At 65.5% G+C, this 14,104-nt stretch carries 12 protein-coding genes; 6 read left to right on the top strand and 6 right to left on the bottom strand.

Translation table 11 applies throughout. The features are described 5' to 3' along the window. Window positions 1-28: 28 nt before the first annotated feature. The 3 genes from PVV74_RS13435 to PVV74_RS13425 all read right to left on the bottom strand — a co-directional run bounded on the left by PVV74_RS13435 (window position 29) and on the right by PVV74_RS13425 (window position 4,179). Window positions 29-2,092: an ABC transporter permease subunit gene (locus PVV74_RS13435; RefSeq protein WP_274593547.1), complete on the bottom strand. Its 2,064-nt coding sequence runs from the start codon at window positions 2,090-2,092 to the stop codon at window positions 29-31. Continuing rightward, window positions 2,089-3,171, bottom strand: coding sequence for a quaternary amine ABC transporter ATP-binding protein (locus tag PVV74_RS13430; RefSeq protein ID WP_274593546.1), 1,083 nt, complete (start codon window positions 3,169-3,171; stop codon window positions 2,089-2,091). The genes PVV74_RS13435 and PVV74_RS13430 overlap by 4 nt, the downstream gene beginning before the upstream one ends. 75 nt (window positions 3,172-3,246) lie before the next feature. Next, complete coding sequence (locus PVV74_RS13425) at window positions 3,247-4,179, bottom strand: ABC transporter substrate-binding protein (RefSeq protein WP_103764434.1); 933 nt, start codon at window positions 4,177-4,179, stop codon at window positions 3,247-3,249. Window positions 4,180-4,350: 171 nt separating this feature from the next. Here PVV74_RS13425 and PVV74_RS13420 point away from each other — a divergent pair, with 171 nt between their 5' ends. Then, window positions 4,351-5,136 (top strand): MBL fold metallo-hydrolase, encoded by a 786-nt coding sequence (locus tag PVV74_RS13420; RefSeq protein WP_274593545.1) that lies wholly within the window; start codon window positions 4,351-4,353, stop codon window positions 5,134-5,136. Then, window positions 5,136-5,900, top strand: coding sequence for an SDR family NAD(P)-dependent oxidoreductase (locus tag PVV74_RS13415; RefSeq protein WP_274593544.1), 765 nt, complete (start codon window positions 5,136-5,138; stop codon window positions 5,898-5,900). The genes PVV74_RS13420 and PVV74_RS13415 overlap by 1 nt, the downstream gene beginning before the upstream one ends. A gap of 7 nt (window positions 5,901-5,907) precedes the next feature. On the opposite strand, the gene PVV74_RS13410 is transcribed toward PVV74_RS13415, so the two are convergent. The 3 genes from PVV74_RS13410 to PVV74_RS13400 all read right to left on the bottom strand — a co-directional run bounded on the left by PVV74_RS13410 (window position 5,908) and on the right by PVV74_RS13400 (window position 9,261). Beyond that, the gene (locus PVV74_RS13410; protein WP_274593543.1) at window positions 5,908-6,804 is read right to left on the bottom strand and encodes a DMT family transporter; all 897 of its coding nucleotides are present in this window, start codon (window positions 6,802-6,804) and stop codon (window positions 5,908-5,910) included. 115 nt (window positions 6,805-6,919) lie between these two features. Beyond that, on the bottom strand, window positions 6,920-8,110 hold the full coding sequence (locus tag PVV74_RS13405; protein ID WP_274593542.1) for an aminomethyltransferase family protein: 1,191 nt from the start codon (window positions 8,108-8,110) through the stop codon (window positions 6,920-6,922). Further along, entirely contained in the window at window positions 8,107-9,261 is a 1,155-nt protein-coding gene (locus PVV74_RS13400; protein ID WP_274593541.1) for an aromatic ring-hydroxylating oxygenase subunit alpha, read from the bottom strand. The genes PVV74_RS13405 and PVV74_RS13400 overlap by 4 nt, the downstream gene beginning before the upstream one ends. A 91-nt stretch (window positions 9,262-9,352) precedes the next feature. On the opposite strand from PVV74_RS13400, the gene PVV74_RS13395 reads away from it, so the two are divergent. The 4 genes from PVV74_RS13395 (at window position 9,353) to PVV74_RS13380 (ending at window position 13,984) form a co-directional block, all read left to right on the top strand. After that, entirely contained in the window at window positions 9,353-10,234 is an 882-nt protein-coding gene (locus PVV74_RS13395; protein WP_103764346.1) for a LysR substrate-binding domain-containing protein, read from the top strand. Window positions 10,235-10,388: 154 nt separating this feature from the next. Next, the gene (locus tag PVV74_RS13390) at window positions 10,389-11,246 is read left to right on the top strand and encodes an FAD binding domain-containing protein (protein WP_274593540.1); all 858 of its coding nucleotides are present in this window, start codon (window positions 10,389-10,391) and stop codon (window positions 11,244-11,246) included. A gap of 6 nt (window positions 11,247-11,252) precedes the next feature. After that, on the top strand, window positions 11,253-11,732 hold the full coding sequence (locus tag PVV74_RS13385; RefSeq protein ID WP_103764348.1) for a (2Fe-2S)-binding protein: 480 nt from the start codon (window positions 11,253-11,255) through the stop codon (window positions 11,730-11,732). After that, a complete protein-coding gene (locus tag PVV74_RS13380; protein WP_274593539.1) occupies window positions 11,732-13,984 on the top strand; it encodes a xanthine dehydrogenase family protein molybdopterin-binding subunit in 2,253 nt (750 codons plus the stop codon). The genes PVV74_RS13385 and PVV74_RS13380 overlap by 1 nt, the downstream gene beginning before the upstream one ends. Window positions 13,985-14,104 lie beyond the last annotated feature (120 nt).

Below are 14,104 nucleotides of genomic sequence, written 5' to 3'. Positions count from 1 at the left end.
CAAAAGCTTTCTCAAAGCTTTTGGCGGCTCACCTCTGCCCCAGCGCTGCGCGCCCTTTCCGGCTGTACCCCCGCGTCATCCGGTCCGCGATCATCGCCAGCGTCGCCATCCCGATGCCGGCAATCATCCCGACGCCGAAATCCCCGTTGTTGAGGCCGATGTATATCTCCTGGCCCAAATCACTCGTGCCCACCAGCGCCGTGATCACCAGCATCGCCACCCCGAACATGATCGTCTGGTTCAGCCCCAGAAGCAGCTGCGGCAGGGCCAGCGGCAACCGCACCCGCCACAGCATCTGCCACCGGGTCGACCCGCACGCCTTGGCCGCCTCGATCACCTCGGCGTTGACGCCGCGCAACCCATGCTCGGCATAGCGGATCGCGGGCACGATCGCATAGGCCATGATCGCCAGAAGCGCGGTGAAATCCCCCAGCTTGAAGAACATCACGAAGGGGATCAGGATCACGAAAAGCGGCATCGTCTGCAACGTGTCGCTTATGGGGCGCAGAAAGGCCGACACCGCGTCATTCTCGGACGCGATCACCCCCAGCGTCGTACCGATCAGGAACGACAGCGCCACCGCCAGCCCACACAGGTAGAACGAAATCGTCGCCTCGGGCCAGACGCCCGCCAGCATCAGGAAGGCCAGCCCCACCGCCGTGCCGATCGCCAGCCGCCGCCCGCCCGCCTGCCACGCCAGCAGCACCATCACGCCCGCGATGGACAGCCACGGCAAGCCAGTGATTCCGAAATAGAGCAGGATCGCCAGCAGCGAGACCCCGATGGCCGCCCGCACCCGGCGCCGCACCAGCAACCAACCGACCAGCCCCGCCATCGCCACGGCGTAGCCTATCTTCATCGGAGTGGTGAACTCGAACCCCCAGGAAAACGGGCTGATCGTCTCATCCAGCCCCATCTTCACCGGCAGCATCAGGTAAAACAGCGCCGTCGTCTTGATCGCCTTGATCGTGCCCGCGAATTCCACCAGCAACCAGTTGAACGCGTCGTTCATCGCATCCGCCGGATAGACCTCCCACGCCCGCGGATACTCCTGCAGGAACGGGACCACCCGCGCCAGTCCCAGCATAAGCACCGCGAACACCGCCGCCACGATCCAGTAACGGTAGCGGGCGACGAAACTCTCTTCCTCGCCCCCGTCCGGCGACCGCCCCATCGCAGCCCGCGCCGTGATCCGGTCCATCACCATCGCCATCAGCGCGATCACCACGCCCGCCAGTATCGCCTCGGCCACGTTGGCCTTGCGGATATGGGTCAGCACCTCCCAGCCGATATCGGACGTGCCGCCGATGATCGACGCGATGATGATCATCGAAAACGCCGCCATCATCGTCTGGTTCACCCCCAGCAGGATCTGGCGCAGCGCACTGGGCACCCGCACCCGCCAGAACATCTGGCCCGCCGTGGCCCCCGCCATCATCCCCGCCTCGATCACCTCCTCGTCGACTCGGGCGAGCCCCAGCGTGGTGTTTCGCACCATCGGCGGCACGGCATAAAGCACCGAGGCGATCAGCCCCACCACCGGCCCGAAGCCGAAGAGCAGCAGGATCGGTAGGAGATAGGCAAAGACCGGAATTGTCTGCAACGTGTCCATCGTCGGCGTGATCACCCGCTCGGCGCGGTCGGAATAGAACGCCCAGGTCCCCACGCAGAACCCGATTGCCACCGCCAGCGGTACCGAGACCAGCACCAGCGCCAGCGAATTCATCGACTCGAACCAGTAGCCGATCACGACCATGTAGAACATCGCCAGAAACGTGAACACGGCCAGCTTCCAGCCCGACACAGCGAAGGACGCGATCACCAAAAGGCCGACCGTCAGCGCCCAGGGCATCCAGTGTAGCAACTCCCGCACCCACGACATCGGGTAATCCATCACGTCCGAAAACGCGCGGAACGCCGGGCCGGCGGTCTCCACGACCCAGTCCATCCCGGTGTTCAGCCACTCGGTCATCGGCCATTCCCACGCCTCGGGGAACTCCATCAGCCAGCCCAGCCGGTCACGAAAGCCCAGCGCCACCAGCGTGAGGCCGATCAGCGCGAACCACGCCCAATGCATCCTGGCGGCGTTCATGCCGGCGCGTCCTCCTGCTCGGACAACCTCGCCAGCGTCTTCACCACGCTTTGCGCTGTAACCACGCCGGTCACCGTGCCGCCTTGCTCCACCGCAAGCCCCTCGGGATGCGACGACAACATCGGCAACAGCGCCTCGACCGACACATCGCCCGCCACGCGCTCGCGCCCCTCGGCGGACCCGGCATCGGGGTCCGTCACCTCATGAGCGCGCAGCACCCGGACCATGGGCACGTCATTGGTGAACTCGGCCACGTAGTCATCCGCCGAATTGGTGATCAACTGCGCCGGGGTGCCGGTCTGCACTACGCGCCCCCCGCGCATGATCATCATCCGGTCCGCCACGCGCAGCGCCTCCAGGAAATCATGCGTGATGAACACGATCGACTTGTGCAGATCATTCTGAATCCGCAGGAACTCGTCCTGCATCTGCCGCCGGATCAGTGGGTCCAGTGCCGAAAACGGCTCGTCGAGCAGCCACAGGTCCGGGTCCACCGCCAGCGACCGGGCGATGCCCACCCGCTGCTGCTGCCCACCCGACAACTGGTGCGGATAGCTCTTCTCGCGCCCTTCCAGCCCCACCAGCTCGATCACCTTACTCACCCGTTCGCGGGTGTGGTCCTGCGCCGCGCCTTGCAGGCTCAGCGGAAAGGCGATGTTCTCCCTGACGCTCAGATGCGGCATCAGGCCGAAATTCTGGAACACCATGCCGATCTGGTGGCGGCGCACCTCGATCATCTCCTTGTCGGATTTCGCGCGCAGGTCCTCGCCATCCAGCAGGATTTCGCCATGCGTCGGCTCCACCAGTCGCGACAGGCAGCGTACCACCGTGGACTTGCCCGACCCCGACAGGCCCATGATCACGAAAATCTCGCCCACGGCGACGTCAAAGCTCACATCGGCAGCCGCCGGAATGGCGCCATCCTCCCGGATGCGCTCGGCCAGCGCCGGCGTCTCGTCGGCAGGCTGGCCGCTCGAAAAATACCGCTCCGGTTTCTTGCCGTAGACCTTCCAGATGTGACGACAGGACAGCCTCGGCTGGTCCGTTCCGGCGCCATCGCTTGCATGCGTGTCGCTCATGCTGCCCCTGTCCCCGCTGATACGAAAAAGCCGGGCGTCAGAACCCCCGGCCTTTCCGATGCGTCCATTCGCACCTTACTGCGCAGCCTTTCCGGCCTCGACCCAGGGACCCCAAGTCTCTTCATTGGCGTCGATCCATTCGGCCACGACCTCTTCCAGGTCCCGGCCTTTCTGGTCGATCTCCAGCATCAGCGCGTTCTGCACTTCGTTGTCGATGGAAATCTCGTTGAAAACCGCCGCCACGCCCGGGTTCGCCTCGGCGAACTCGGCATTGATGATCTTGTCGATCGACGCCTGCTGAAAGCCGCAGGCCGCCCCACGCTCCTGGCCTTCTTCCTCGACGCACTCACCGTCGGCAGCGTCCCACTGGACCCATTCCATCTCCATGTCGGCAAACAGCCAATGCGGCTGCCAGAACATCATCAGGATGGGGTCCTGCGTCGCCGTGGCCGATTTCAGCTCGGCGATCATCGCGCCTTCCGATCCGCCCGCGACCGGCTCGAACGGGATGTCGATCATCGCCACCACGTCCTTGGACCGGGTGCCCCAGTCGGCGGGATAGGTGATCAGCCGGCCCTTGGGAAACGTATCGGCGGCGGCAAACGCCTGCGCACAGTCATAGAGCGCCTCGTAATCCGGCAGGCCGGGGCACTGTTCCTTCATGTAGGGCGGATAGATCCAGCCTTCCTGCGGCTGCAGGCCCAGCTGGCCCACCACGGTGATGTCGCCCGACTCCACCGCTTTGGGATAGATGTCGCCGACGTTGTTGGTCCAGACCTCGGGCTGCAAATGCAGGTCACCATTGGCGATGGCGGCGAATTGCGGCACCGCCCCGGCGGTCACGTATTCCACGTCATGCCCGGCCTTTTCCAGCAGCGTGCCGGTGATATGCGCCGAGATATGCTGACCCGTCCATTCGTTGATCGGGATCCGGACCGTCTCGGCCTGCGCCATCCCGGCCCCGGCCAGTGACAGGCTCGCGGCCCACAAGACAGAATTCATCCTCATCTTTCTCTCCCTGTTTTTATTGATGCAGATCATGGCCGTCATCATGCGACGTCCGCAACGTGGACCCAAGCACAAATGTTTGTTGACCAATGAGTTAATAAAAACAAACCTCATATCGGGCGTCCGCGGCGCGGCTGCCGGTTTAATGAGCATAGCGAAGGGGAGGATGCCGTGCCGTTGCATGTTGCCAAAAAATGGTTTCATACCCGACACATGGGCGATGGCGTCACGCGGATTTGGGAGCCGCATGTCGCGCCATGGTTGCGCTGCAACATATGGCATATCCAAGGACGCGACCGCGACCTCGTGATCGACACCGGCATGGGCCTGCGCCCGATGACGTGCGAGCTGGCGCAGCTGACCGAACGCCCGCTCAGCGCCATCGTCACCCATACGCATTTCGATCATTCGGGCGGCCTGCACGAATTCGACCACCGCTGCGGCCACAGTGCCGAGTCTGACATCATCGCCAACCCCACGCCCGCCAACACCTATGCCGACGCGGGCTTTGTGCGCGCGGAAACCTTCACCGCCCTGCCCTTTGAGGGCTTCTCGTACGAGCACTACACGGTAAAGCCCGCGCCCCTCTCCGCCCTCCTTGACGAAGGCGACGTGATCGACCTCGGCGACCGCGTCTTCACCGTCTTCCACCTGCCCGGCCACAGCCCAGGCTCCATCGCGCTGCACGAGTCCTCCACGGGCCTCCTGTTCAGCGGCGACGTGGTGTATGACGGCGACCTCATCGACGACATGGACCATTCCGACCCCGAAAAGCTGGCCGAGTCTCACGCCCGCCTGCGCGAGCTCGACGTCACCACCGTTCATGCAGGGCATTTCAAGTCCTTCGGCCGGGACAAGCTGATTGAAATCCTCGACGAATACCGCGACGGTGGCCGCCGTCTGGGCAACGCCGACGCATGGCTCGCCGACATGATCGCAAGGAGCAAAGCGCAGTGATGCAACGCACGGCCATCATCACCGGCGGGCTGGCGGGCATCGGCCTCGGCACCGCCCGCCTGCTGCACCAGGCCGGACACACCGTCGCCATCGGCGCACGCCGCGGCGACGACACATCGCTTCAGGACATGGCGCGCGACACCGTCGGTGCGGATGTCTTCGTCGCCCCGCTCGACGTGCGCCAGCGCGGCTCGGTCACGGCCTTCTGCACCTCCGTCAAAAATCAGTTCGGCACGCCGCAGATCCTCGTGAACGCCGCCGGCGTCACCCGGCACCAGACGGTCTCCGACCACGACCTCGACGCCTGGGACGACGTGATCGAGACCAACCTCACCGGCACCTTCCTGATGATCCACGCGCTTCTGCCCGACATGATGGCGTCGGGCTGGGGCCGGATCGTCAACATCGCCTCCACCGCCGCCACGTCGGCGGTCGCCGACCACCCCGCCTATTGCGCGTCCAAGTCCGGCGTGCTCGGGCTTTCCCGCGCCGTGGCGCTCGAGGGCGCGCCCCACGGCGTCACCTGCAACACCGTCAGCCCGACCTGGGTCGAAACCGAGATGCTGCGTGAGTCGGCCTCCACCATGGCAACGCAGAATGGCACCACGCAGGCCGATGAAATCGCGGCACTCGCCAAGGCCAACCCGCAAAACCGCCTGGTCCAACCGGACGAGGTCGCCGCCATCGTCGCGTTCCTGTGCTCCGACGCCGCCCCCGGACTCACCATGGAAGACATCCAGATCAACGCCGGCGCGCACTGGTAAGCGCCGCTCAGATCACCCGTCGCGCCCGCCACGCCATGACCGCGGGCTCGATCAGCCCCGCCGACAGGATCAGCGGCAGGCCCACCACTTCCTGTACCCCGAACCGCTCGCCCGCCCACAGGGCCGCGGTCACCGTCGCCACCACGATCTCGGTCATGAACAGCAACCCCACCAGCCCCGGATTCAACCGCGAAGGCGCATAGATCGTGGCAAAGGATCCCGGAAGGATCAGGATCAGCGCCACCGGCAAGAACCACACCATGGGCGACAGCACGGCGTCGCGGTCCGGCACCGCCGCGATCCCCTGCGCCGTGGCAAGCCCCGCCACCAGCACCGCAACTATGGCGCCGACCACCAGGAAATTCACCGCGTGGGTCAGGATATGCACCCGCCGTTCGGTCAGGATCAGCGCACAGCCCACCGCCCAGAACATCCCCGACACCAGCCCGCACCAGTCGCCCGCATTACGCGGCAGCGGCAGGCCCGTGTCATCGGCAAAGATCACCACCAGCCCCATGAGCCCCACGCCGATCGACAGCCACCGGTACCACGTCATCCGGTCGCCCAGGAAAATCCAGCCCAGCAGGAACCCCCAGATCGGCGTCATGTAGAACAGCAGCACCGCCCGCACCACCTCGGTGTATAGCAGCCCCGCGGCATACAGCGCGAACGCCACCCCCGCCAGAACGCCGCCCAGCAAGGGCCGCAGTCCCTGGCCGTAATCCGCGCGCAGCACCCACATCACCGGCAGGCTCATCAGCGCGGGCAGCACCATGAACACCACCATCGCCCAGGGCGCATCCAGCCCCGCCTGCTCCAGCATCCGCAGTGGCAGCCAGAATATGCCCCAGCACAAGCCGGCGAAAAGTCCCGACAGGACCGCCCTGCTGTTGCCCTCGGCCACCGCGTATCTCCTTCGTTGCGTGTCTCATATGCCACTCAGGCATCATCAAAGCGCAAAGGCAAGGCACCCCGGCCCTGCCTTCGCATTCGTACTTCGCGCTGCCGCGAATGTCGCGTCAGGCCGCCCGGTCTGGTATGTCCACGATCTTGCCGCGCGGAATCTCACAGGCCTTGTCGTAAAGCGGCGTCTCGGCCAGCGTGGCGGCATACATCTTGCCGTCCCGACCCTCGACCATCAGGTCGGTTCCCGGCCCGGCCTCGGCACTGTCCATCAGCGCATAGCCGATCCCATGCCCGAGGTAGGGCGAGGTCGCCCCGGCGGTCACACGCCCCGCAACCTTGCCATTCCATTCGACCCGGCCATTCACTCGCGGCTCACCATCCGGGCAGACGATCCCATGCAGGCGCTGGCCCTTGTCGGCTTTCTCCAGCGCCGCCTTGCCAATGAAATCGTCCTTGTCCAGCGCCACGAACCCGCCCAGCCCGACATCGTAAGGCGTGGTCGTCTCGTCGAAATCCGAGTTGGCGTTCAGGATACCGGCCTCGATCCGGCGGATATTCATCGAATCCAGCCCGAACATCCTCAGACCATAGGGCGCTCCCGCCTTCTCCAGATGCGCCCACAGCGCGGCGGCATCGTGATGCGGCTCGGTGTAGAATTCCCAGCCCAGTTCGTTGGTATAGCCGGTGCGCGAAATCAGCACCTTCTGACCGCCGAAATCCACCCACGCGCTGCCGAAATAGCCGAACGGCTCGGGAATCCCATCCTTCGCGGCGTCTTTCAGTATCTCCATCGCCAAAGGCCCCTGGATCTGGCTCACGTTCACCTCCGGGTCGGTGATCTCCACATCCATCCCCTTCGCATGCGCCCGTGCCCAGTTCACGAAATCCCCGTCCGCCTGCGCGTACCAGAACCGGTCCTCGGCCAGCCGCACGAACACCCCGTCCACGATCAGGCCACCATGGTCGAAACAGGCGATGCCATAACCGCACCGACCAACTTTAACCTTGGAAATGTCATTGACGAACAAGAGGTTCATCAGCTTCTCGGCATCCGGACCCTTGATCTCCAGCGGCCACTCTCCGGTATGCAGGCACGCCGCCTTCGTCCGCAGCAGCCAATACCCCTCGTCGGTCGGCAGGTCATCCATGTAGACGCACATGAACCGTCGGTTATAGACGCAGTAATGCGGGCCATGCTTCGCCTCGATCGCGTGATACGCATGGCGCCGCAGGTTGAAATCCCACCCCGCCCCGGGCCGCGTGGTGATCAGGTCCCGCGTCTTTCCATCACTCGAATTCATCATTGGTCTGCCTCCGGGTCCAGCCGTGCGCCCAGCGCACCCGCCACGAGTTTCTGAAAATGGTGCACCGCGTGCTCGCTCAACTCGGTCAGCCCCTCGTCCACGACGAAACGCCCCTGGTTGTACCCGCTGGATTTCAGCCCCTTCTGCACGCTCTCGCACAACCCGATATCCTCGGGCTGCAACACGTCCTTCTGATAGTTGATCGCATCGCGCAGCTGCTGCGTGACCTCGCCGTCCTTCACGAACCAGTCCTGGTATTCGACGCATTTCTCCGGCGCAGTCGGGTTCATCTGTAAGACCGACAGGTTCGCCTCGCCCGGATAGGCCCAGATGGTGAAGTTCGGCCAGACGAACCAGCCCGCGTATCCGAAATCCACGTCGCCCGCCTCGAACTTGTAGGCCCGCGCGTTCATCGTCCTCGGCTGCCCGGCGCACTGGCTGGAATACAGCCCGCAGGTGATCGTGCGATAGCTGTCCATGTCCACCAGGTCGACAAAATCGTGGTGCGCCGGCGCGCAGTGATAGCACTCCAGGAAGTTGTCCATCAAAACTTTCCAGTTCGCCTCGACCTCGTAGGTGTCGCGCTGCGCGAACTGCAAATCGTCGACCGAAGGGACATAATGTCGGATCTCGGACTCCAATTCGCCCATCTGTTCGGCGAATGGCGTTGCGCTTTCATCCAGATTGACGAGAACGAGGCCACAGAACACCTCCACCTTCACCGGCTTCAGCGAAAACTCCTCCTTCCGGAAGCCCTCGACATTCTCGGTATTCCGCGCCGACCGCAGGTTGCCGTCAAAGTCGAACGCCCAGGCGTGGTAGGGACAGGTGATGATGTTCTTCTTGCCCGTCCCGCTGACCAGCTCATGCCCACGGTGCGGGCACACGTTGAAGAACGCGTTCAGCTCGCCGGTACGGCTGCGCGCCACGAACACGTTCTGCTCGTGGATCTTCACGGTCAGGAACTGTCCGGGCTCGGCCACCTGGCTCACATGCCCGGCATAATACCAGGTCTTGTAGAAAATCGCGTCCTTCTCGGCCGCCCAGATCTCCGCATCGTGGTAGAACCGCGCGGGCAAGGTATAGGAATTCTTCGGATCGGCCCGGAACGGCATGTCGCCGGGCATAAGGTTCAACGTCTGCTGGGTCATGGCGTACTCCGATCTGGCTGTTGACAGTGTCAGCCATTACCTAGGATCATGACAAACGCTCTTTTCTCATGGATTTGACCAAGCCAGGCTTATGCCAAAACCACATCTGCCACCGCTCGACCTGATGGAACCGTTCGAGGCCGCCGCCCGCCTCGGCAGCTTCACCCGCGCCGCCGACGAGCTGTCCGTCACCCAGTCCGCCATTTCCCAACGTGTGCGTAAACTCGAGGCCCTGCTCGACACCGCGCTGTTCGTCCGGGGTCATCGCACCATCACCCTCACCCCCGAGGGCCGCGAGTTGCTGATCGGCGTCCGCGCCGCGCTTCAGCACATGACGGCAGCCACCCGCGCCCTCAGACAGCGCGACGACCGCCCCCGCGTGCGCCTCGGCGCGGATACCTCCATGGCGCAACTCTGGCTCACCCCCCGCCTGGCCCCGGCCCTGGCAGACAGCCCGCCGCTCATGCTCGACCTGCTGGCCTCCGACACGGAATCCGAGCTTCTGACGGCGGAAATCGCCCTTCTGCATGGCGCGGGCGACTGGCCCGGCTTCACCGCCACGCGGCTCTTCGCCGACGCGGTCTTCCCGGTCTGCACCCAAGAATTCCTCTCGCACACGCCGCTCGGCACACCCGAAGACCTGCTCACCGCTCCCCTGATCGACCTCGATTACACCCACTGGAACTGGATGAACTGGGGCATCTGGCTGACCGAGGCGGGCCTCGACCCCACCCGCGCCACGACGCTGATGCGCACCAACAGCTACATGGCCCAGCTCGACGCCGCCCGCGCCGGCCTCGGCGTGGCGCTCGCCTGGGAGGGCCAGCTGACCGAGGATCTCACGACAGGCCGCCTCGTCCGCCCCATCGACCACGCCGTCACCACGCCCTTCGGCTACTACCTCATCCTGCGCGACACCGCCGAACCTGCCGCGCGCCACCTGGCCCAGAACCTCCTCCGGGCCGAAACCTGACCCGCTCCGACCTCTTTCACACCGCGACCTTTGCATTTCTCGCCGCTTACATGCTCAAATCCGACGCGCGCGCCAGCACCGCCTTGGCAAGCCTCGCGCCGCCTGTTTAACTATGCCCCGACATCAGACTCACCCCAAGCCAAGAGGTTTTCCCATGCGCTACCTCGCGCCAACCACGCTGGATGACGCCATCCAGTTGCTCAGCGGCGATCCCGGCGATTGCCGCGTGCTCGCCGGGGGCACCGACCTGCTCGTCCGCCTGCGCTCCGGCGATGCCGAGCCCGACAGCATCCTCGACATCAAGCGCATCAACGACCTGCGCCAGATCACGCCCGAGGACGGCGGCTGGCGTATCGGCGCCGCGGTCTCTTCCGCCGAAATGAACGAGCACAAGGACCTGAAAGCCGACTACCCCGGCGTCTGCGAGGCCGCCGACCTGATCGGCTCCACCCAGATCCAGGGCCGCTGCACGCTCGCCGGCAACCTCTGCAACGCCTCGCCCGCCGCCGACTCTGTGCCCGCGATGGTCGCCGTCCGCGCCGTGGCCCGCGTCGCCGGGCCAAACGGCACCCGCGACGTGGCCGTAGAGGATATCCCTACCGGCCCCGGCAAGACCTCGCTGAAAAAGGGCGAATTCGTCGCCTCGATCTTCCTGCCCGCCAAGGCGGACCGCTCGGGCGATGCCTACCTGCGCTTCATCCCGCGCACCGAGATGGACATCGCCGTAGTCGGCTGCGGCATCTCCCTCACTCTCGATGGCGACGGCACTTGCACGTCTGCCCGCGTCTCGCTCGGTGCCGTGGGCCCCAAGGTCATGGTGGTCGACACCGCAGCCGAGGCACTCATCGGAACCAAGCTCGACGACGCCGCGATGGACGCACTGGCCCAGGCCTGCTCCGCCGCCGCCTCCCCCATCGCCGACAAGCGCGGCACGGTCGAATTCCGCACGCACGTGGCCGGCGTGCTGGCCCGCCGCGCCGCCGCCATCGCCAAGACCCGCGCAGAAGGATAAGCCCCCATGAGCAACATCCACGTCACCACCAAGATCAACGGCGACCCGACGGAATATCTCTGTGCGCCCGATGAAACCCTGCTCGACGTCCTGCGCGACCGTCTCGGCATGACCGGCTCCAAGGAAGGCTGCGGCACGGGCGATTGCGGCGCCTGCTCGGTCACCGTCAACGGCCGCCTTGTCTGTTCCTGCCTCATGCTGGGGGCCGAGGCCGAAGGCGCCGAGATCGAGACCATCGAAGGCATGGCCGACGGTGATCAGCTTCACCCCCTGCAACAGAAGTTCATCGAACACGCCGCCCTTCAGTGTGGCATCTGCACCCCGGGCATCCTCGTGGCGGCCAAATCGCTGCTGGAAAAGAACCCCGACCCGACCGAGGAAGAGGCCCGCTACTGGCTCGCCGGCAACCTCTGCCGCTGCACGGGCTATGACAAGATCATCCGCGCTGTGCTCGACACGGCCGCCGACCTCAGAAAGGCATCGTGATGGCACTCGACAGCAAACAGGTCCTCGACACCCAACAGTTCAAGATCGTCGGCACGCGCCCCCTGCGCCCCGATGGCATCGACAAGGTCACCGGCAAGGCCCGCTTCGGCGCCGATATCACCGCGCCGGGGATGCTGATCGGCAAGGTGCTGCGCAGCCCTCACGCCCACGCCCGGATCAAGTCCATCGATACGTCGGCGGCCGAGGCGATCGAGGGCGTCCACGCCGTCGTCACCCGCGCCGACTTCGCTCAGATCACCGATGACGATGCCACCGCCGACATCCTCGACAACTGCATGGCGGGCGAAAAGGCGCTCTATGACGGCCACGCCGTCGCCGCCGTCGCCGCCAGTTCGGGCCACATCGCCAAGAAGGCGCTGAAGGCGATCAAGATCGACTACGAGGTGCTCGACCACGTCACGGACGTCGACAAGGCCATCGCCGACGGCGCCCCTATCCTCCACGAAGGCCGCGCCGACGAATCCGTGCCCGAAGGGTCCTCGCCCAACATCATGGCCCGCTACGAGTTCGGCCATGGCGACATCGACGCCGGCCTGGCTCAGGCCGATCAGGTCATCGAACGCAGCTACCGCACCGAGGCCACGCACCAGGGCTATATCGAACCCCACGCCTGCCTCGCGCAGATGAGCCAGGACGGCCAGGCCGACCTGTGGTGCTGTACGCAAGGCCATTACATGGTCCGCAACACCTGTGCCGCGATCCTCGGCTTGGATCAGGGCCAGCTGCGCGTCACCGCGTCCGAGATCGGCGGCGGCTTCGGCGGCAAGACGGCCGTCTTCCTCGAACCCGTGGCGCTGATGCTGGCGAAGAAATCCAGCCGCCCGGTCAAGATGGTCATGACCCGCTCAGAGGTGCTGCGCGCCACCGGCCCCACGGCCTCGTCCTCGGTCGATATCCGCATCGGCATGACCAAGGACGGCCGCATCACCGCCGGCTTCGCCGAACTGCGCTACCAGGGCGGCGCCTATCCCGGCTCGCCGGTCGAAATGGGCTCCATGTCCGCCTTCGCGCCGTATGACCTGGAAAACGTGAAAACCGTCGGCTGGGACATCGTCAGCAACCGCCCCAAACAGGCCGCCTATCGCGCCCCCGGCGCGCCCATGGCCGCCTTCGCGGTGGAATCAGCCATCGACGAACTGGCCAAGGGCCTCGGCCTCGACCCGCTGGAGGTGCGCCTGAAAAACGCCGCCCGCGAAGGCACCAAGGCCTCCTACGGCCCCACCTACCCCGCCATCGGGCTCGAGGCGACTTTGCGCACCGCCAAGGATCACCCGCATTGGACAGCGCCCCTCGGCCCCAACCAGGGGCGCGGCGTCGCCTGCGGCTTCTGGTTCAACTTCGGCGGCGACACCTGCGTCACGCTCAACATCACGCCCGACGGCACCGTCACGGTCTCCGAGGGCAATCCCGACATCGGCGGCTCCCGCGCCTCCATGTCGATGATGGCGGCCGAGGAACTGGGCATCCCCTACAACAAGGTCCGCACCATCGTGGCCGACACCGGCAGCCTCGGTCAGAACGAGGTCACCGACGGCTCGCGCGTGACCTTCGCCGTGGGCCTCGCCACGATCGAGGCCGCCCGCGCCGCCAAGCGCGAGATGTGCCGCCGCGTGGCCAAGCTCTGGGACATCGACGAGGACGCGGTGGAATGGCGCGACGGCGCGGTGCACCCCACCGGCCACAACGCCGGCAGCCACGACCCTATGACCCTGGCCGAGATCGCCGCCATCGCCTCGAACACCGGCGGCCCCATCGCGGGCCACCACGAGGCCAACCCCGAAGGCGCCGGCGTCAGCTTCGCCACCCACATGGTCGACACCGAGGTGGACCCCGAAACCGGCGCGGTGAAAATCCTGCGCTACACGGTGTTTCAGGACGCGGGCAAGGCCGTCCACCCGGATTACGTCGAGGGTCAGTTCCAGGGCGGCGCCACGCAAGGCATCGGCTGGGCACTCAACGAGGAATATATCTACGGCGATGACGGCACGCTGCAGAACGCGGGCTTCCTCGACTACCGCATTCCTGTGGCCTCCGACCTGCCGATGATCGACGCGGTGATCCTGGAAATCCCCAACCCCGGCCACCCCTACGGCGTGCGCGGGGTGGGCGAAACCTCCATCGTGCCGCCCCTCGCGGCCATCGCGAATGCTGTCTCCGAGGCGGCAGGCGTGCGCATGACCGATCTGCCCATGTCGCCCCCGAAAGTGCTCAAGGCGATGCACGACAAGTAACCCCGGGACAGGCCCCGGACCAGTTCCGGGGCCTTTCTCATCAACCCGTAGGGTGGGTGAAAACCCACGCGCCTCGACCCGTTCAAAGCGGCAGGCACCGCCCGGTTGCCGCCGTCGATC

Origin of the sequence: Roseovarius sp. SK2, assembly GCF_028807495.1 — a bacterium.
Lineage (GTDB): Bacteria > Pseudomonadota > Alphaproteobacteria > Rhodobacterales > Rhodobacteraceae > Roseovarius > Roseovarius confluentis.
Note: the sequence above shows the minus strand (reverse complement) of the source record. Positions and strands in the feature narration are given on the sequence as shown.

Coding starts and splice junctions, on each gene's coding strand:
- PVV74_RS13435 (WP_274593547.1), bottom strand. CDS start 2,092: ATGAACGCCGCCAGGATGCATTGGGCGTGGTTCGCGCTGATCGGCCTC.
- PVV74_RS13430 (WP_274593546.1), bottom strand. CDS start 3,171: ATGAGCGACACGCATGCAAGCGATGGCGCCGGAACGGACCAGCCGAGG.
- PVV74_RS13425 (WP_103764434.1), bottom strand. CDS start 4,179: ATGAGGATGAATTCTGTCTTGTGGGCCGCGAGCCTGTCACTGGCCGGG.
- PVV74_RS13415 (WP_274593544.1), top strand. CDS start 5,136: ATGCAACGCACGGCCATCATCACCGGCGGGCTGGCGGGCATCGGCCTC.
- PVV74_RS13405 (WP_274593542.1), bottom strand. CDS start 8,110: ATGATGAATTCGAGTGATGGAAAGACGCGGGACCTGATCACCACGCGG.
- PVV74_RS13400 (WP_274593541.1), bottom strand. CDS start 9,261: ATGACCCAGCAGACGTTGAACCTTATGCCCGGCGACATGCCGTTCCGG.
- PVV74_RS13395 (WP_103764346.1), top strand. CDS start 9,353: ATGCCAAAACCACATCTGCCACCGCTCGACCTGATGGAACCGTTCGAG.
- PVV74_RS13390 (WP_274593540.1), top strand. CDS start 10,389: ATGCGCTACCTCGCGCCAACCACGCTGGATGACGCCATCCAGTTGCTC.
- PVV74_RS13385 (WP_103764348.1), top strand. CDS start 11,253: ATGAGCAACATCCACGTCACCACCAAGATCAACGGCGACCCGACGGAA.
- PVV74_RS13380 (WP_274593539.1), top strand. CDS start 11,732: ATGGCACTCGACAGCAAACAGGTCCTCGACACCCAACAGTTCAAGATC.